The sequence below is a fragment of the Brevundimonas phoenicis genome (genome assembly GCF_047237745.1).
Classification (GTDB): Bacteria; Pseudomonadota; Alphaproteobacteria; order Caulobacterales; family Caulobacteraceae; genus Brevundimonas.
The window spans coordinates 3,189,089-3,207,822 of sequence record NZ_JBDFLN010000001.1; the positions used below are offsets into that span (position 1 = coordinate 3,189,089).

The 18,734-nt window shown below is 57.0% G+C and carries 15 protein-coding genes; 4 read left to right on the forward strand and 11 right to left on the reverse strand.

What is annotated here, in order from left to right; all coding sequences use genetic code 11:
- Positions 1-4: 4 nt before the first annotated feature.
- From ABC419_RS16000 to rfbF, 11 genes are all read right to left on the reverse strand, one after another.
- Positions 5-637 carry a D-sedoheptulose-7-phosphate isomerase gene (locus tag ABC419_RS16000; RefSeq protein ID WP_412876808.1) on the reverse strand — a complete coding sequence of 211 codons (633 nt, stop codon included), beginning with the start codon at positions 635-637 and terminating at the stop codon, positions 5-7.
- Positions 638-722: 85 nt separating this feature from the next.
- Positions 723-1,538: a GHMP family kinase ATP-binding protein gene (locus tag ABC419_RS16005; RefSeq protein ID WP_412878268.1), complete on the reverse strand. Its 816-nt coding sequence runs from the start codon at positions 1,536-1,538 to the stop codon at positions 723-725.
- An 83-nt stretch (positions 1,539-1,621) separates the two neighbouring features.
- Positions 1,622-2,965: an HAD-IIIA family hydrolase gene (locus tag ABC419_RS16010; protein ID WP_412876806.1), complete on the reverse strand. Its 1,344-nt coding sequence runs from the start codon at positions 2,963-2,965 to the stop codon at positions 1,622-1,624.
- A complete protein-coding gene (locus tag ABC419_RS16015) occupies positions 2,962-3,927 on the reverse strand; it encodes an NAD-dependent epimerase/dehydratase family protein (protein WP_412876805.1) in 966 nt (321 codons plus the stop codon). Before ABC419_RS16015 ends, ABC419_RS16010 begins: the two co-directional genes overlap by 4 nt.
- 53 nt (positions 3,928-3,980) lie before the next feature.
- Complete coding sequence (locus tag ABC419_RS16020; protein ID WP_412876804.1) at positions 3,981-6,719, reverse strand: rhamnan synthesis F family protein; 2,739 nt, start codon at positions 6,717-6,719, stop codon at positions 3,981-3,983.
- Positions 6,720-6,727: 8 nt separating this feature from the next.
- On the reverse strand, positions 6,728-7,789 hold the full coding sequence (locus ABC419_RS16025; RefSeq protein ID WP_412876803.1) for an NAD-dependent epimerase/dehydratase family protein: 1,062 nt from the start codon (positions 7,787-7,789) through the stop codon (positions 6,728-6,730).
- 126 nt (positions 7,790-7,915) lie between these two features.
- Positions 7,916-9,025 carry an NAD(P)/FAD-dependent oxidoreductase gene (locus ABC419_RS16030; RefSeq protein WP_412876802.1) on the reverse strand — a complete coding sequence of 370 codons (1,110 nt, stop codon included), beginning with the start codon at positions 9,023-9,025 and terminating at the stop codon, positions 7,916-7,918.
- Positions 9,026-9,043: 18 nt separating this feature from the next.
- Positions 9,044-9,976: an NAD-dependent epimerase/dehydratase family protein gene (locus ABC419_RS16035; RefSeq protein ID WP_412876801.1), complete on the reverse strand. Its 933-nt coding sequence runs from the start codon at positions 9,974-9,976 to the stop codon at positions 9,044-9,046.
- The gene (gene rfbC, locus ABC419_RS16040; RefSeq protein WP_412876800.1) at positions 9,973-10,539 is read right to left on the reverse strand and encodes a dTDP-4-dehydrorhamnose 3,5-epimerase; all 567 of its coding nucleotides are present in this window, start codon (positions 10,537-10,539) and stop codon (positions 9,973-9,975) included. The genes ABC419_RS16035 and rfbC overlap by 4 nt, the downstream gene beginning before the upstream one ends.
- A 9-nt stretch (positions 10,540-10,548) precedes the next feature.
- Positions 10,549-11,601, reverse strand: coding sequence for an NAD-dependent epimerase/dehydratase family protein (locus ABC419_RS16045; protein WP_412876799.1), 1,053 nt, complete (start codon positions 11,599-11,601; stop codon positions 10,549-10,551).
- 34 nt (positions 11,602-11,635) lie between these two features.
- Positions 11,636-12,406 carry a glucose-1-phosphate cytidylyltransferase gene (gene rfbF / locus ABC419_RS16050; RefSeq protein WP_412876798.1) on the reverse strand — a complete coding sequence of 257 codons (771 nt, stop codon included), beginning with the start codon at positions 12,404-12,406 and terminating at the stop codon, positions 11,636-11,638.
- A gap of 225 nt (positions 12,407-12,631) precedes the next feature.
- Between rfbF and ABC419_RS16055 the strand changes: the two genes are divergently transcribed.
- Genes ABC419_RS16055 through ABC419_RS16070 form a run of 4 tightly spaced genes read left to right on the forward strand, consistent with a single transcriptional unit; the run spans position 12,632 to position 18,734 of the window.
- Positions 12,632-13,417 (forward strand): hypothetical protein, encoded by a 786-nt coding sequence (locus tag ABC419_RS16055; protein ID WP_412876797.1) that lies wholly within the window; start codon positions 12,632-12,634, stop codon positions 13,415-13,417.
- 22 nt (positions 13,418-13,439) lie between these two features.
- Complete coding sequence (locus tag ABC419_RS16060) at positions 13,440-14,525, forward strand: GSCFA domain-containing protein (protein ID WP_412876796.1); 1,086 nt, start codon at positions 13,440-13,442, stop codon at positions 14,523-14,525.
- A gap of 40 nt (positions 14,526-14,565) precedes the next feature.
- On the forward strand, positions 14,566-17,862 hold the full coding sequence (locus ABC419_RS16065; RefSeq protein ID WP_412876795.1) for a glycosyltransferase: 3,297 nt from the start codon (positions 14,566-14,568) through the stop codon (positions 17,860-17,862).
- Positions 17,859-18,734: a class I SAM-dependent methyltransferase gene (locus ABC419_RS16070; protein ID WP_412876794.1), complete on the forward strand. Its 876-nt coding sequence runs from the start codon at positions 17,859-17,861 to the stop codon at positions 18,732-18,734. The genes ABC419_RS16065 and ABC419_RS16070 overlap by 4 nt, the downstream gene beginning before the upstream one ends.

The window sequence follows — 18,734 nt, forward strand, 5'->3', positions numbered from 1 at the left end:
ACTCTTAGAAGCGGGTGTCTTCTAGCTTCGCCTGATCAACGAAGTGGGCTTGCCTTAGATACTGGGCGAGGATGTGCATCAGGCTCTGGTGTACATCCTCGACAATCCCATAGTTGCCGGAAGTCACGTGCAGCGATACGTCGGCCGTCTGCGAAGCGGCACCGCCGCTGAAACCGGTCATAGCGATGACCTTCAGCCCATGCTCCCGGGCCACCTTGATGGCGCGGACAATGTTTGTCGATTGCCCCGAGGAACTGGTGGCAAACAACACGTCACCCGTGCGCCCGAGCGCAGCCACCTGGTAGGCAAAGATGTCATCGAACGAGATATCGTTGGCGATGGCTGTAATCAGTTCCGGTGACGAAGACAACGATGTGACACGAGCACCGATCATCGTTCCGGTGCGAATACCCTTCAGATAGTCACACAACAAGTGGTTGGAGATCGCCGCCGAACCACCGTTGCCGCAAGCCAGGATCGCCCCCCCCTTCTCCATGACATCCAGAAGCAATCCGGCAGCGGCATCGATGGCGCCGGGCGCAACGCTCGCCTGCGCCTTGTGCAACTCAGCAAAATAAGCTGCGCCGTACGCATTGGCGCTATCGAAGGTGCGGGTAGGGAAATACTCGATGCTCATCGGTCAGCGCGCGGATCGGAATAGATAATGCGTGTGCCCAGTCGATCGAACTGGAAAGGCACATGCTTGAGGCCGACGGCCTGCTTTACATGCACATGGCGGTCAAGTGGCGCATGCACAAGAAGAAAACCTCCGGCTCCAGCGCCGAGAAGCTTCCCCCGGTTGCCCCCGCCGACAGAGCCGCCGCATACCAAGCATCGATCTGGCTGCTGCTGATCCCGCTCGCCAGTTCGCGCTTGAGCAGCCAGTTCTCATGCAGGGTGGCGCCAAAATCCTCTATCCGCCCGGCTTCCAGATCAGTCCGCATGCGATAGACCAAGTCGACCATTCTCAGTAGGCGCCTTTCTACGGCGAGATCATTGGCCAAGGCTTGATTCTGGGCGACGAGTAGTTGGGAAGCGCTACGTGTCGTACCCGTATAAAACATTAGAAGTTCGGCCTGCAGGCGAGCCAGATCGGCCGGACTGATCTGCACTGGTTGCACTTGGACAGTTTCGTCGGTCTGAAATTCGATGACGTTCATGCCCCCGAAAGCGGACGCGTATTGATCTTGCTTGCCGATCGGCTCCCCGCACCGCTCGATCTCGACCTCGCAAGCCTTGGCCGCCAAATGCTCGACCGTAGCGCACTCGCCAAGATAGGCCTTCATGACATTGAGAAGCCCGACGGTAAAAGCGCTTGAGGATCCCAGACCGGTCCCCCGCGATGGGATGTCAGCTGTCGTGGTCACCTCTACGCCGCCCTGCACCTGTAACATCTCAAGAGTGTGGCGGAAGAGGCGGTGCTGAATCTCAGCCAGGCTCGAGACTTCCTCGGTCTGGGAATAGGCTAGGCGAATGCCGCCATCGAATTTCGGGTTCGCGCTTATGTAAACATACTTATCAATAGCGCAGCTCAGCACGGCTCCGCCGTGGCGACGGTAGAAGGCCGGTAGATCGCTCCCCCCTCCCACAAAACTCATTCTGAGAGGAGTTCGACTAATAATCACGACGCTGCGTCCCCACTAAAGGCGACGTCCGCCTCCAGCTTCTTGCCAATGATCAGCGAAACCGCCTCAGCGAGGTCAGCAACCACATAGTCGGAGTGGCAGGGGTACTTGCCGTCCCTCCCTCCTTCTCCGGTCCGAACCAGGATCGACCTCAGCCCGGCACGCCGCGCAGCCTCCATGTCAGACGTACTATCACCAACAAACCAGGATTTTGTCCGGTCGATGTTAAGAGTGTCGATTGCCTGTTTGATCAGAGCAATTCCAGGCTTGCGGCAATCACAAGGCCCCTTGAGCTCTGGCACCTCGCCCACGAAACCCGCATCCGGATGATGCGGGCAGAATTGGATCAGGTCCACAAAGGCACCCTCGTGGCCGAGAAGAGTTTGCAGACGCCGATGGATCTGCGCCATACCCGCCATATCGCACTCCCCCCGGGCTATCACGGGCTGGTTTGTCGTCACGACGACTCGAAACTCGTGTGCGTTGAGTCTAGCGACCGCAGCGCCCGCTCCAGCGATCAGAAGCAGATGATCGGGTTTCCTGACATAGCCAACCAACTCATTGATGGTGCCGTCGCGATCCAGAAAGACAGCAGGTTGCGGCACGTGACGTCGGGCCCGCCCCACCATGCCACTTCTCAAGTGGCCTTCCGCGCGAGCTAGGCGCGACGGCGTCCCGATGTCCTTGATGTATTCGAAGCTGCGGTAGCCAAAGAGACGCGCGTCTGTCGCCAGCAAGGACGGGAAGTGATGTTTGGCCAAATCCTGCGGTTCGGTGGAGTCGATCAGCTGTCCCAGCCCCTCACGACGGCAGATGTAGAAGGCGGCGTTAACAAGGTTGTCGTAATCGGCGCCGTCGGCGTGGGGGTAGCCATGCATTGCGACTATACGGTCCTCGTTATCCAGTTCGATGAGGTCCGAGTCGGCAGGATGATCGTTCGGGTGAACCAGCAGCGTCAAATCGGCTCGGTTGGCCCGATGGTGCTCCAGCATCGCCTGCACGTCGATATCGAAGAGCGTATCACCGTATACGACCAAGAACTCGTCATCCAGATCGTCGATCGCTGCGAAAAGCGCTCCAGCTGTACCGAGCGGAGTATCGCCATCGTCGCGAAGGGTCACCCGCAGCGGAAAATTCCCTTTTTCGACATAGTCAGCGATATCCGATGCTCGGTGGTTGACCAGCAACAGAACATTTTCAATGCCCTGACCGGCGAGCGCAAACAACTGTCGACCAAGCAAAGGTTCGCCGTCGATCTCGACCAAAGGTTTGGGACGCCCGTTCAAGCGACTGGCCAGTCGCGTCCCCTTCCCGCCCGCCAAGATGACCGCCTGCTTCAACGCCGCGCCTCCTGAGCGGCGATATCAACCACCGCCTGCCGCACAGCTTCAAGCGACGTCCGGGAAGCGGACCAACCGGTCGAGGCGAGACGGTCTGTGTCGTAGCAGACGTGGCCGACATCCCCGACCCACCCCTTGCTGCCCGCCCCGTAGCGGATTTCAGCCGCCGGCGCGACGTGGTCACGTACGGCCTCCGCGATCTGGCGCACCGTTGCTCCCGGATCCGTGGGTCCAATGTTGAACACCTGATAACGGCCGGTTTGAGCGGCGATGTGCAGCATCGCCGCGATGAGGTCATCAACATAGAGATATGGCTTGCACTGCGTCCCGTCGCCCAGGACATCCAGCACGTTAGGCGTCTGGCCCAACTTGCGCACTAAATCCAAGATAACCCCATGAGTGGCCGGCACGCCCACCACATTGGGAAACCGGAAGATATCGGCTCGCGGAAGCCAGGCTTCGACTGCTGCGCGTATCTGCGCTTCGGAAGCCAGCTTCATCGCCCCATAGTTGGATACGGGCTCCCATGGGCCGGTGGTCTCGGTCAACTTCCCCCCTGCATGGTCGCCGTAGATGGCAGAACTGGAAGCGAACCGCAGGGTTGGAACACCAAAGCGACGCATGAACTTCAGTACGCCGTAGGTTGTCAGAAAAGTCCGCTGCAGATCCACGGCCGGGTCATTAACGCCCGCCGGAATGTCCGAGTTGGCGGCAAGATGCCACACCTCGTCCACGACCACTCCGGCATCCGCGACTGCCCGACCAAGGGCATCAGCGTCGGCGCAGTCAAGCTGGCGAAACAGCAAACGTCCGTCATTCTGCGCAAGGGGCAGCGCATCGCGCAGTCCCAGAGAAAGATCGTCGATCAGCAGCAGCCTGCGTCCCTGCTCGAGAAGAACGCGCGCCAAATTGGAACCGATGAATCCGGCGCCGCCGGTGATCATTGAAACAGACATAGCCATGCACAACCCGCACGACGCGAGCTTCCCTCTTTTAGTGGCGCAAAAACTGAAGCCTAGTTCTGGTTGCGCATAGCATGTTCAAGGGGAGAGAGGGGGTCATCGTACCTCAATCCCACGTTGCGACGATACGCTCTGGAATCGAAGCCTTCATTGGGATTGCGATCCTCGCGGTGGCCATACTCCAGATAGTGTTTCAAAGGCTCAATCTCAGCCTTGGCCACATCCCCATAGACAGTGAGATAGAAGGCTGGATCGAAATGAGGATGGGGTCTGATTCCCATTCTCCAGCCACATGACATGTAATGGATCAATGGGGACGCCGTTGCTTCCAGCCAAGAGGCCTGGGCGCGATAGAACTCCGGATCAAACAAGAGATGGGGGCGAGCGTCCCGCGCACCACGCGTTATGAAATCCTTCAAAGCATCCCCTGTGACCCCGGACTCGAACTGGCTTCGGTAGAAAGCATCGTCAAAAATGGGGTGGCTGCGGCGTTCCAGATCCTCTCCACGCTGCAGATAGGTCGCCATAGGCGTACTTCCCGCCAACACCTCCGGGTTGCACCGACCGATGTACTCGAGATCAATCAAGGGATGAGGATCACGACGTTCAGACCAGCCGTATTCCACAAAATGAGCGAGAGGATTCTTACCCGACTCTGCAATGTCCGAGTTCCGAGTCAGATAGTATGAGCTATCGAATGACCAAATTAATTCCGTTCCTCCAAGGAAACCCCCTGAAACATACTCAGCCAGTGCTTTTTCATCCGGCGCTTCATTAGCTGAAATAGCGCCCATGTTGCGCAAGGACTCAAAATAGTCACCTAGGATGCGAAGGTCAGCCCGCGCGGCTCCACCGCGGGACTTCTTGTCACCACTCCACCTCGACGACACACGCCCTTGCAGGCCCCTCAGCATTTCGCTGTTTCGGGAGGCTTGGCGCGCGGCCATCGCTTTTTGCTGCTCAAGTTCAGCCTGCAGATCTGCGATCGTCTGATGCAGTTCTGCGCCTAGAGCCCGGCCAGTATGGCGAGCTTCACCGACATAATACTTCTGCAACGCAGGCTGAACACGCTCCAGAAGATTAACTTGATGGCGCAAGTCCCCGGTCGGCAGATAGCCCGCAATCCGGTCAAGCTTGTATTCCAATAGCGTGTGGCTAACCGAAGCGCTTTGCGAGTCCAATACGCAGTAACTAACGTAGCCTGCGTCCGCCGCGACGTATACCCAAAGACGCTCAAGAGCATGCGCCAAGGCGCCGTCTGTCGGGTGCGGTTCCTTTTCGAAGTCATCATACGCCCAGCCAGCCTCGAACATCTTCTTCATGGCCGCCGGACGGAACCAGAACATGCCGCCGTAGACGGCAATCGGCGAAAACTGATCCAGGCGAAGCGCGATACCCATTCGCATCGCAGTTTCGATCGCGCGCTGCCGATTGACAAACCAAGCATGACCTGGCGTCGGATATCCAAAATGATACATCGCTGGCGCGACGATGCCTAACCGGGGATTACTTTCAAATAGATCAAGCAGGTTGGCGACGAACCCTTCGCTGCCGACTGTGTTGTGCAACATATGCCGCTTGAAGCGCGCACCTTTCTGCGGATCGACTTGCGGCGATTTCTTCGTATGCAGACGGCAGATCAGATCATATTCGCCACTATTGAGCAGGTCAGCGCAAGTAACCAGCAACGCAGCCATATCGCGTCCACACAGCACCTCCACGACACGCACAATAGCCTTGCCGATCTTAGGATGGCCAGCGACGGCGGCCTCGATGCGCACCTTTCGCGCTTCGCTCGTTGTCGTGCAAATAAAATCAAATTTGCCAGGAATGTTGGATGCATAGTCCAAAAGTTCCGGGACCAAATCGTCATAGTGGGCATGAGCAAACACCGCGATACGCCCGACATTAGGGCTCTTGCGCGTTTTCTTAAGCCTCACGTCGGGCAAGACCCGAAGCAGGGATGCATTAGTATAGAGTGTGCGCGCAGTAGTTGCCCGCGTAATGTTCTGCCAGATCAAGCCGACATCATAGTCTGAATTTTGCTCGACAAGATCCAATGCGCGCGGCACATCCACTGCCTGTTCTTCAACGAAGGTCGGGTCGTGAAACAGTGCGCGTCGCTTGAGAATGGGTGATCGCCCCTCAATCGTGCGGTCAATCTCCATAAAGGCCGCATAAGGAGCACCATAGTCCTCACTCTTGACGTACGAAGAAACCGAAAACCCTCGATCCTGAAAATACCCAGTCACCTTCAATTCATGAAGCCTGATCGAGTCTTCATAGCTACGGATAACCGGAACATTATCCCAATAATCCTTAAATTCTTTAGAATTAAGGACGCTCTTCCTAAAGCTAATGAAATGCGAGTTCAGGTGGAAGGGAACAAAGTCTTGTCCGACGAGGGGATTCTCCTCCACCTCCTTGTGCGCCGTGATCCCCCACAGATCGCAACGACTCTTCTCCATAACTCCGAACATTTCAGAGAATGGAAAGATGGGACCGTAGAAGGTGTGGTTGAAGAGGATGACCTCGTCATAAGTCTTCAACTCTTCTAGCCCAACGTGATCCAAACCGGCCTTGTAAGCGCCGACGTCGAAGCCTTCGTTGCCTCGAATCAGGATTTCATCAACTAGAGGCGTGACCTTGGCGCGTGAGTCATTGGTCAACTGCCCGTTCACGACAAAGATGATGCGCTCACAGTGCTCCCTCATCGAGCGCAATAGAACGACCATATAGTCGTCCAGAATGCCTTCACCGTCATAGAAGAACGAAATCGCCAGTCGTTTCATTGGTCAGGTCACTCGGTAGGAAGCTGAGAATCGACCCAGGCACACAGCGATCGCAAGCCGGCATCCAGGGACCACTGCGGCGACCAATCGAGCGCCGCTTCAGTGCTAGAGATCACGCAGGTTACGTTACGAACGTCACCGTTACGATACTGCCCCGAGACATGAGGCTCTGGGGCACCGTAAATGCGGGCGATGGTAGTCGCGAGATCGCGGATCGTAGTCACCCGACCGGTTCCGACATCGTAGACCAACCGTGGAGGAAGGGCCAAGGTTGCAGCACGCACCAGCGCATCGGCCACATCTGCAATGTAGACAAAATCACGCCCAATCTCCCCGTCCTCATATAGAGGAATACTCTTTCCCTCCTTCGCCCAGCGAATGAAAAGAGGGACGATTCCAGTATAGGCATTGGTCAGCGACTGGCCAGGACCATAGACATTCTGAAGGCGCAGAAACACCAATTCAACGCCAAAGGAGTAGGCCCAAGACGACAAAATCTGCTCTTGCGTCAACTTCGTCGCGCCATAAACGCTCGTCGGACTGGGCATGGTCGTGGCGGCATCGGATGGCAGGGGGCGAGCGCCGAGAAAATCCCATTGACCCGCTGAAAGTTGAGCATCAGATCTCTGCCCTGGATACAAAACCTCTCCATCGCCAGCGGCCCACGCTCCCTCGCCGTATACGGCGCGACTAGAGCTCAACACGATCCGTCGCGGCGTAATGCCCGCGCTGGCGAACGCATCGAGCATGCGGGCGGTACCGACGACATTGACCTCGGCATGCCGGCTGGCCTCGGTAAGAGATTGTCCCGTTCCCGTTTCAGCCGCCAGATGGATCACGGTGTCGATCTCGATTCTCTGATCGAGGAGCGCACGCCACGCCTCAGGATCGCACACGTCGCCTTGGATCAGTTCAACGCGCTCATCCAGAGCCGCAGGTCGGACGCGATTGGCGTGAACCTGAGGGTGCAGGTTGTCAAAGGCGATAACTCGCTCGAAGTTGGAAGCTAGCGCCTTTGACATGGCGCAGCCTATGAACCCCGCACCACCGGTGACCAGGCAAGTCTTCATCGTCCAATCCTCAGTATCCCAGCAACAGCCTACAAGAGGCCGACTACCCAATTTTGACCAAACGTTGGCCTCTTGGGCGAATTCAAAAACACTTCTATTGCGTAAAACGGGGCCAGAAGATGAAAATCACCACCCTGATCGACCCGCCACATACTCAGCGATAGCGAGCGAAGAGGTCAAACCAGGTGACTCAATCCCCTGCAACAATACCAACCCCTCAACACCGAGATCTTCCGCTGTTTCGACGGAGAAGTCCGCGTCCGCGGCGCCGGGGCCAACCAGTTTCGGCCTAATACCCGTGTAATCCGGCGCAAGATCCTCGACTGTGATGTCAGGATACCAACGACTAATGGATCGATAAAAAGACTTTTGTCGCCCCGGGCTGAACGAGTAGTCGATGTTCTCGACCCATTCCACGTCCGGACCGAAACGCGCTTGCCCACCGAGATCAATTGTGGCGTGCGTGCCTAGCCCCCCTGGAACGGGCACGGGGTATATTAGGTGGCTAAACGGTGATCGCTTCTGCAAACGAAAATAATGGCCCTTGGCGTACTGCAGCGTGCGAACAGCGCCAGGAGGAACACCTTCAAGCCCGCGCACGACTCTGTCGCCGTGCAGGCCGGCCGCGACGACGAGTTCATCAACCACCACAGAGGCAGGCTGTTCGCCGCCGACAAACAACTCAAACCCGCCGTTGGGCAGAACCCTGCCGCGTTCGACATCCGCTCCAAAGGCAAAGACGCCGCCATTTGCTTCCACGTCCCCTTGAAGCGACAACATGAAGGCGTGGCTATCCACTATGCCCGTGGAGGGAGAGAACAAGCCCGCCGCGGCCTTAACGGCCGGTTCCATGCGGTGAACCTCCGCCCCTTCCAGCATCCTAAGATCCGTGACGCCGTTTCCTTCCCCTTTCGCCTGGAGCGCCTCAAGGGTGGCCACTTCAGCGGTCTCCACCGCGATTATCACCTTGCCGCAACGCTGGTGCGGCAGATGACGAGCGGACAGGTATTCGTACAACAGATGACGGCCGCGCACGCAGAAGCGCGCCTTAAAGCTGTCCTGAGGATAGTAGATGCCAGCGTGGATGACTTCACTGTTCCGCGAGCTGGTTTCCTGACCTATGCCCCAGTTTCGCTCCAGAACGAGCACTGAGCGACCAGCTTCGGCGGCCGCACGCGCAACCGCCAGGCCAGCGACCCCCGCTCCGATGACCGCGACATCAAAGTCAGCCGACATTTCACACCCGCTTCGCAGTCAGCTCGCGAGAGATTCGCGGTAGTAATCCGCCAACCGGTCCCAAGCCGCCTCATCCGACCAACCAGGCGGTGGTGCGAGACAATCTGTGTTCAGACGAATCATCGGTTCGTCAAAATTGGTCTGCTCGCCCAACTCCAGTTTGCACTCCAGACCCAGTCTGTTTCGCATGGCGTCAGCGAAACGCTGAGCGAAAGCGCCCTGGCTTTCCGCGAAGCCGATAGGACCGATCGATTGATCCGCTGGAGCGGTCACGATTTCTGCGACAAAGTTCGCATAGTGTGCAGCCAGACGGTCAACAAAAATATTGTCCCGCAGATAAAGCGGCGTGTTGACGCGAGCAGTTTCGCCCTTGGCCCAAGTGCGGATGAGGAAGCTGCAAAAGCGCGGCTCTTCCAGCATGCCAAACGGATTGGCGATATTGAACTTGCCGAGACGCAGGCCAATGCGACGCGTCCAGAAGCGTAGAATCTGGTAAGATAGGCCTTTCGAAAGACCGTAGGGTGAAAAGGCCTCCACCGGCCCGTCACCGACGCCGTTGTCATTCTCAAAGACACTGCCGGTGGCCACGACGGCACGCAAACCGTTCGCTTTCATGACCTCCAGAACCGACGCCACGTTGCGGGTGTTGGCGGCGACAGCGCCTGTCACGTCAAAATCGAGACTCTTGTAATTGCTGACTTCGGCTGCGTGGTGGCAGAGGACATCAAATGACTCGGCGCGAACCATAGCCATAAAGGCCTCGTCTCCAAAGCTCATCGATTCGCGTATATCGGTGAGCGCTGCAAGCTCTCGCATTCGCGCTCCGCGAACACCATCGCACTCCCGCCAGGCGCCGCGGGTCGTGGCAACGACCTCATGTCCCGCCTCGACCAGCGCCTTAGCGAACCATACGCCCGTGAACGACGTGCCCCCGGTCAGCAGGATTCTCATCCCAGGCTCCGGAACGACTCGACCCCATGAAATTCCGGATCAAAATCGGGCCAAGCCGCATCCTTTTCGGAAATCTCGACCGGTTCGATTGGCCACTCCACGCCGATCCTCGGATCGTTCCAGCGGATTCCGCGCTCTGCTTCGGGTGCGTAGGCGTCGCTGACCATGTAAATCGCTTCAACGTCGTCCGTGAGTGTCAGAATAGCGTGCCCAAAGCCACGAGGAACGTACATCGCGAGACGATTCTCGGCGGAGAGCTCAGCGCCGAACCACTTGAGATAGGTGGGCGACTGAGGACGCAGGTCTACGATCGCGTCCCAGAGCGCCCCCCGGACACAGCGCACAACCTTGACCTCCCCGTGGGGCGCCATTTGGTAATGCATCCCGCGCAGCGTACCTTTCTTGCTCGAAAGCGAATTGTTCATCTGCACAAAGCGAGACACCAGCCCCTCTTGAGCAAACTCCGCCTCACAGAAAGCTCGCGCGAAAAAGCCGCGATCATCGCCGCGCTTCTCCAATTCGATCAGGCGGGCACCCTCAAGCGGCGTCTTGTGGAAAATCATCGTTAAATCCTACTTCACGCTCGTCCAGTCCAGGCTCTGAGACAATCGCCCAGCCTGAATGTGCCCCTCCAGCATCTTGAGACGCATGAACGGCGAGTTCCTGAAATCAGGATCATCGAAGCCCATCCGCTCCAACCCGGCGACGAGACGATCAATCGAGCTCGAAAGCGTAACTTGAGGTTGGTGGTCTGGCGCCAATTCACGGAAGAGAGAAAAATCGACCTGATAGGATCGCTTGTCCGGCTGGGCGTCGAGGTTGATGCTCAGTTTCGTGCCTTCGACCTTGCTCTGCACGGCCTCCGCCAAATCCTTGACCTGATAGTTCCATTCATCGGAACCGATATTGACGCACAGATACCCGCCGCCGTTGCCCGCAGACCGGGTGACAGCCCAGTCGATCGCGCGCGCCATGTCCATGACATCAATCAGCGGGCGCCACGGACTACCGTCCGAAAGCACCGTGATCTCGCGCTTGGCGATCGCGCAGGCGACGAAGTCGTTCAACACTAGGTCCAGACGCAGACGATCTGACATGCCGCACGCCGTAGCGAACCGCAGGCAAGTCACCGTCATGTCGCCCAAATCCATTGCAGCCAGGGCCTGCTCGGTCCCTACCTTTGAACGGGCATAGGCCGTTTGAGGCGCAAGCTCATCGGTCTCGCTGCGGGCCCCGCCAGGGGCGAAACCGTAGACGCTGCAGCTGGATGCGAAAACGAAATTCTTGACGCCAGCAGCCTTGGCCTTCTGGGCGCAAGCAACGCTGGCATCCTGGTTCACCTCATAGGTGACGGCTTCATACTGATTGCCCATCGGATCGTTCGAGATGGCCGCCAGATGCACAACCGCATCAACGCCTTCAAAACAATGGTCCGGGATATTCCGTACATCGCCGAAATACTGACCCGTGAGCACGCGCTCCGGCACGTCCAGCGCACCAGAAAAAGCATGAGCGAAATAGCCGGAATCATAACCCCAGATTTCTGCCCCAGGATGGGCCTCACGCAGATATCGCCCCACACCAGGACCGACATAACCCTGATTACCAGTTACTAGGATTTTCAACGTACCGATCCTTCAGCCCAACTTGAGTATGGGACTACCAAATTTTCCAGGGAGCCTTGCCAGCGTTCCAGAGCTCTTCGAGGTAACGCTTGTCCCTCAGCGTATCCATGGGCTGCCAGAACCCGTTATGGAAATGAACACTCAGCTGACCATCAGCCGCCAACTGCTCCAAAGGTTCACGTTCCCAAACGGTCGTGTCGCCTTCAATATACTCTTCGATGGCAGGATTCAGAACGAAGAAGCCGCCGTTGATCCAACCGCCGTCGCCTGTAGGCTTCTCCATAAACCCAGTGACGCGCGAGCCTTCGTGCGTCATCGCCCCAAAACGCCCCGGAGGTTGGGTTGCAGTCACCGTCGCTAGACGCCCCTCTCTCCTGTGAAGCGCAATCCCCGCCGCGATGTCCACATCACCGACTCCGTCGCCGTAAGTCAGACAGAAAGCTTCTTCGTCCCGAACAAACGGCATGATGCGCTTGATTCTTCCGCCGATCATTGTCTCATCGCCGGTATCGACCAACGTGATCTTCCACGGCTCAGCCTTGGGATTATGGATCGTCGTTTGGTTGGTGGCGAGATCGACCGTCACGTCACTACGATGCATGTAGTAATTCGTGAAGTATTCCTTGATTACATATCCCTTGTAACCAAGGCAGACAATAAATTCAGTAACTCCATGCGCGCTGTACATCTTCATGATGTGCCACAGGATCGGCATCCCGCCGATTTCAACCATGGGCTTTGGACGAGTGCTCGTCTCCTCAGACAAGCGAGTACCCAAGCCGCCCGCTAAAAGAACCGCTTTCATATAGTGCCCTCTGGTAGAATCCCCCCCTCGTAGTCGGTGGGTCAGGACGGCGTCAAGTTGAAAAGCTCAGACTGAACGGCGTCTCTTGTTGCAGGCGCGCGCTCGAAGCCCATCGCATGTCGACAACGAAGCCTCACATGATTTAAGCTATTGGACATAGGATAAAAAATACCAAGACAGCGCTGAAACTGCCTGAACCGATCATTGTAGGGATTCAAAAGCCGAATGACCAAGATCGTCGCCCTAGGGCACAGCCACCTCAATCGCGTCCGGTCCGCTCTTGACCACCGACAGCTGCCCCTTGCCGGCACCGGCCCTTCGGATCTGGCGGCGGTCTGGCTACATGATGTCTGGGTCCACAACACCGACTACGCGGCTATCGGCGACCACGGCGAGATCGAGTTTAATTCCTACGTAATCGCGCAGGCCGAATCACAGATCGTGGACATGTCGGATGCTATTTATTGCGTCCAGTTCGGCGGTTCCGGCCATGTGATACTCGGTCTGCAACGCCTCTCTCCGGCCTTTGATTTCGTCTATGCTGGCGCGCCAAATCTTCCGATCGAACCGAACGCCATGATCCTGCCTATGGACCTAGTGTCTGCCGCTTTGGACGCGCACATGGCTCCGTACATGCTTCAATTGAAGGCCCTGCGTCGCATGATCAAGCAACCGATCATTTGCCTGGAAACGCCGCCTCCCTATGAAGATGACGCCTATGTCGCGTCTCATCTCGGCAGCTATATAGCGAGTCCAGAGAATGTGGTTGGAGCTCCGCTTCGACGCAAACTCTTTCTTCTTCATTCTCAAAAAGTGCGAAATTTTTGCGAAGAGAACGAGATCGAATACATGTCATGCCCGCCTCAAACCTTAACTGACGACGGCTACCTTGTCCGTGAAGGTTACGGAGAGGACGCCACACATGCCAATCTGTGGTACGGAGAACAGGTTCTTCGACAGATTGAGGAGCGCATTTTGCAAAAAATCGGCGCCTTCACCGCTTTCGCCTGACAACCATTCGATGGGTAGCACGATGACATCTCACCCGTACAAAAGCCTTCCGTCGCACACGCGTTGGTACCGGGCGGTCAGCACCATCGCCCCCAACGCCTTCGATCCTGTGATCGATTTTCCCTTCGTGATTGGAAAGGACGACAAGGTCGCAACGGCTGGCAGTTGCTTTGCTCAACATATCGCCCGCCACATGAGAATGCGGGGTTTCAGCTATTTTGTAGTGGAACAGGGACACTTTCTTGCGAGCGACGCTATCCTAAGTGAATTCCAATATTCCACCTATTCCGCTCGATATGGCAACGTTTACACATCGCGCCAACTAAAGCAGCTATTCGAACGCGCCTATGGATCGACGGCCTATGACCTCGAAGCTTGGCCACTTGGCGAGGGTCGGTATGCCGATCCATTCCGTCCAACGATTCAACCCAAAGGCTTCGCATCGTTGGCGGAGCTCAATGCAGATCGCGCACAGCACCTCTCCCAGGTCCGGCGCATGTTCGAAGAGCTGGATTATTTCGTCTTCACCCTGGGACTGACGGAATGCTGGTTCGACCGCAAAACGGGTGCGGCGTTGCCCATCTGCCCAGGCGTCAGCGGAGGCGAATACTCCGATGACACCACGGGCTTCATCAACCTGTCTGTGGCTGAAGTCGTGGCTGACATGAAAGAATTCCTGCATAATCTTGCTCAGGTGAATCCACGGGCGCGCGTCATCCTCACCGTTTCGCCCGTGCCTCTCGCCGCCACAGCTCTCAATCGCCACGTCGTCACATCGACAGTTTATTCAAAGTCCGTTCTCCGGGTTGCGGCCGAGGAAATCACCACTGCGTTTCCACATGTCGCCTATTTCCCATCCTTCGAGGTCATCACGGCCGGACCATCCGCCGGTCGTTACTTCGCTGAAGATAAACGGTCCGTGTTGGAAGACGGCGTGAAGCACGTCATGGGCCTGTTCTTCAAACACGCTACCGATTCAAATGCGACCAATACCGCCTCCGATACGAGCCCTCAAAGGACCAGTGCGGACGAAGGGCGCGCCTCAATTGAAGCGATGAAAGGGGTCGTGCAAGTCTTGTGCGACGAAGAACTTACAGCGAGGGGCTAAATAGCAAGCACCAGCTTGTACCAACGCCTCGTCAGAACCCATGCCCACATCTGCCTATCCAAACAACGCTGCGTCCCAGGACTTCAATCCTCGCTTCAGTGACTCATCTCGTCCCGACCGAGCCGACACCCAGGACGAGCTTGCCCGACTCGATGATCGACTGACGCGTCTTGCCCATCGTCTAGCGATGCGTGACGCCGATTTTACCTCCATTTTGCAGCGGCAAGCGGAACTTGAGGGCCAAATTAACCTGCTACTGGAGTCTAAGGCTGAGCCACGACTGCCGCGCCCTTTCCGAGTGCTCAAAAAGCGATTGCGGAAAATGGGCCTTCTGCCCCCTCTCACGAAAAAAGTCCCGGCCACAACAGTCGCTGAAGCTCAAGCGCTGCAACTCGCGCGCCGCCACGCTCCCGCGGAACTCCTCCCCTATCTCCAAGAGATGGATCGGTACCAATCTTGGTGCGTAGTCAATAAGTTCACCGATGCAGCGCGCCGCGAACTGGAGCAAGATCTATCTACGGCGCAAGAATTACCACGGATCTCGATTGTCACGCCTGTGTACAATACCTCGCCACGACACTTGGACGAGCTCCTAACGTCCGTGCTTGGCCAAGTCTATTCAGACTGGGAACTTCGCTTGGTCGACGATGGCAGCAACGCTCCCGAAACCCTCAAAGCTCTGTCGCGTCTTGAGGGTCTTGATTCGCGTATCCACATCCTACGGGCAGGGACGAACCTCGGAATAAGCGGGGCCACCAATTTAGGCGTCGCTTCGGCCGAAGGCGACGTGATCGTCTTCGTCGATCATGACGACCTCCTGACACCCGACTGCCTAGGTGAGATTGCGCTCTATTATGCCAAGCACCCAGAAGCGGACATCGTTTACAGCGATGATGACAAGATTGACGACCAAGGTCGAAGGTTCGCTCCTCAGTTCAAGCCAGAATGGTCACCTAGCCTCCTGCTGTCCTTCATGTACATCAGCCACACTTTCACAGTGCGACGCTCATTGTACATAAATTTGGGAGGGTTCGACAGCCAGTTCGACGGCGCCCAGGATTTCGATTTCGCCTTGCGCGCCAGTGAACATGCCCGTCACGTCGGACACATTCCCAAGGTGCTCTATCACTGGCGAACAACGCCAGGGTCCACAGCCATCTCCGGCGACGCCAAGCCGGAGAGTTTTGAACGCGGCCGACAAGCCGTCGAGAACGCACTACTTCGTCGAGGGATCGAGGGCCGCGTCCTGCACCCCGACTGGGCCAAGGCCGCCAAGGTCGGCATGTTCGAGATCGAATTCCCGGACGAAGGCCCCTTAGTTACCATCATCATACCCACCTTCAACAAGGCCGAACTTCTACGCGACTGCCTAGCCTCTCTCACGAGGGTGACTTATCGAAACCATGATATCCTCGTCATCGACAATGGCAGCGACGAACCCGAAACACTTTCCTACCTTCAGTCGATTGCTGAAGAGGGTATCCGTGTCGTACGCATCCCACAACGGGCGGAAGGCTTCAGCTACGCCGCGTTGATGAATCAGGCCGCAGCTGAAGTTTCATCTGAATTTATCCTGTTCCTGAACAACGACACCGTGGTTCGTTCGGACAATTTCTTGAGCCAGATGGTAGGCTACGCCCAAATGCCTGGAGTGGGCGCAGTCGGCGCTCGTCTTTACTTCAAAGATGGTTCTATTCAGCACGCAGGGATTGTACACGGCTATAACGACGGTTTGGTAGGACATGCCTTTAGAAACCTGCCCCCGCACGATTGGGGCTATCTGGGCTTCGTCCGAACAGCGCGTGAGTACTCCGCCGTGACCGCTGCCTGCATGTTGACCCCCCGAGCGCTGTTCCTCGCGCATGCCGGCTTTGACGATAAGAACTTCGCCGTAGCTTACAACGATGTTGACTATTGCTATCGACTAGTTAACCAAGGATATCGTTGCATCTATGTTGCAAGCGCTGAACTATTCCATCTTGAGGGCAAGACTCGCTCGAGGCACGACGCACCAGAAGAAGTAATTAACCTGAGGCGCATTTACGGAGACTGGAAGGATCGTTGGTATAACCCGAACTTGTCTCTGGCGAACGAGAAATTCGAAGTGGCTCCACGTCACGTGCCAAGCCGTAGCGCCGCGCCATTGCGGGTCGCCGCTGTCTCCCACAACCTGGAACGGGAAGGCGCGCCCAACACTCTTTTCGACCTCATAGTTGGCCTCAAGCGGGCGGGGATCGTCGATCCAGTCATACTCTCGCCGCGCGATGGCCCTCTAGCCTCCCAGTATGCCGACAGTGGCATCATCGTCGAATTTTTCACGCCGCCCCCGGTCGGATGCCCCGACGCCGATTTTGTGAAGTTGACGGAGCGCTTAGCGCAGCAACTTCGCCGCCTCGCCGTTGATGTCGTGGTCGTGAATACCGTGCCAATGTTCGCTGCAGTTTCAGCTGCCGCGCTTGCCGAGATTCCGGTGATCTGGAGCCAGCATGAGAGCGAAGCTTGGCATTCATACTTCGATGCAGAAGTTCCCCGGGTTCGCGCACGCGCCTTCGCTGCTTTCTCCCAAGCATATTGCGTCACCTATGTAGCGGACGCCACGCGCAACGGCTGGGCCCCCCTTCATCTGCGGCATAACAGCCGCACCATTCGCCACGGCATCCCACCTGAAAGACAAGCCATCGAACTGGCCCAGTGGGATCGTAAGGCTGCTCGAGAGCGTTTAAAAATCGCCGATCATGAGATCGGGATTATACTGATGGGGACTGTCTGCGAGCGAAAAGGTCAGATCGATCTCATTGAAGCGGCTCAGCATCTTCCGTTTGATGTACGGAGAAATGTCCGCATTTTCCTTGTGGGTGCGCATGCTGAACCGCCCTATCGAGACCGCTTGCTCAAGATGCTTAGTGAAATAGATCCTGACATTTCGGCGCGCATTCAACTCACTGGGGCGGTGAAGGATATGTCGCTCTACTATGCCGCCGCTGACATCTCGGTCTCCACATCACGGATCGAAAGCGCGCCTCGCACACTGGTCGAGTCTATGGTCTTCGGCCTGCCCATCGTCTCGACCCCCGTCTTTGGCATACCCGAACTTCTCGATTTCGGTGTCAACGCCCTCTCTTACCCCCCAGGCGCATCCAAAGTGCTGGCCGAAACTCTAGTTCAGCTTGTTCGAGATACAGCCCTGCGACAAGCTATGGGGGCGAAAAGCCCACTCGTCCTTCAAAGCCGGCCAGGCTACGCTGAAATGCTAGATCAGTACACGACGCTCCTTCGCGAAGCGGTCATGCTTGGCGACGATCTCCCCTCCTCTTCCTCTGAGAGTAGTTTCGCGTGACTCAGTCCACCGCCGCCGCCCATTGGGACGCAATGTACGTCTCCGCGACTCGCTCCGCGTGGACCCAAAACCCCTTGGTCGCGCAAGAGGTCTACACCCGCATGACAGGGCAAACTGGCTTCTGGCTGGAATGGCTCTTCACGCAGAAGCTTGCGCCAGTGGGCCGTCTGCTTGCCGTCGGATGCGGCGATGGCGGACACGAGCTTGCGATTGCCCGGCGCGGCTTCGCAAGTGAGGTGGTCGCATTCGACGCATCTCCAGTCGCGATCCAACTCGCCCAGGCATCCGCTCAAGCCGAAGGCCTTTCGGTGGATTTCTCTGTCAGACTCTTCGAAGAATTCATTGCGCAACCGGGACACGCAAACACGTTCGACGCCGTACTATTTTCCGGGTCGCTGCACCACGTCACTGATCTTGAAGGCATGCTTTCCGCCGTTCGACAGGTTCTTCGCCCCGGAGGCACGGTGATCGTCAATGAGTACGTCGGCGCCTGCTATCAATTGTACCCCCGTTCGCAGGTGGACATCGTCAACAGGGTGCTCGGTCGGATCCCCGAAACCTTCCGAATGAGCAGCAATGAAAAACTCCAGCTTCCCACGATGGATATGATCATTGCGAACGACCCATCCGAAGGGGTCCGCGCGCCGCTCATCCCGGTCCTGTTGCCGATGTATTTTCAGTCAACCTACGAACGCTTCGTCGGCGGCGCCTTGCTGCATCCATTATTCGGGCACTTGAATGGCTCCAAGGTCAACGATGGCTCTCCCGAAAGCAACGCTCTAGTGTCCATGCTAATCGCGCTGGAAAATGAACTTACAGCTGCTGGAAACCTTCCGCATGACTTCATGTTCGGCCTCTATCAGAAGTCCTGA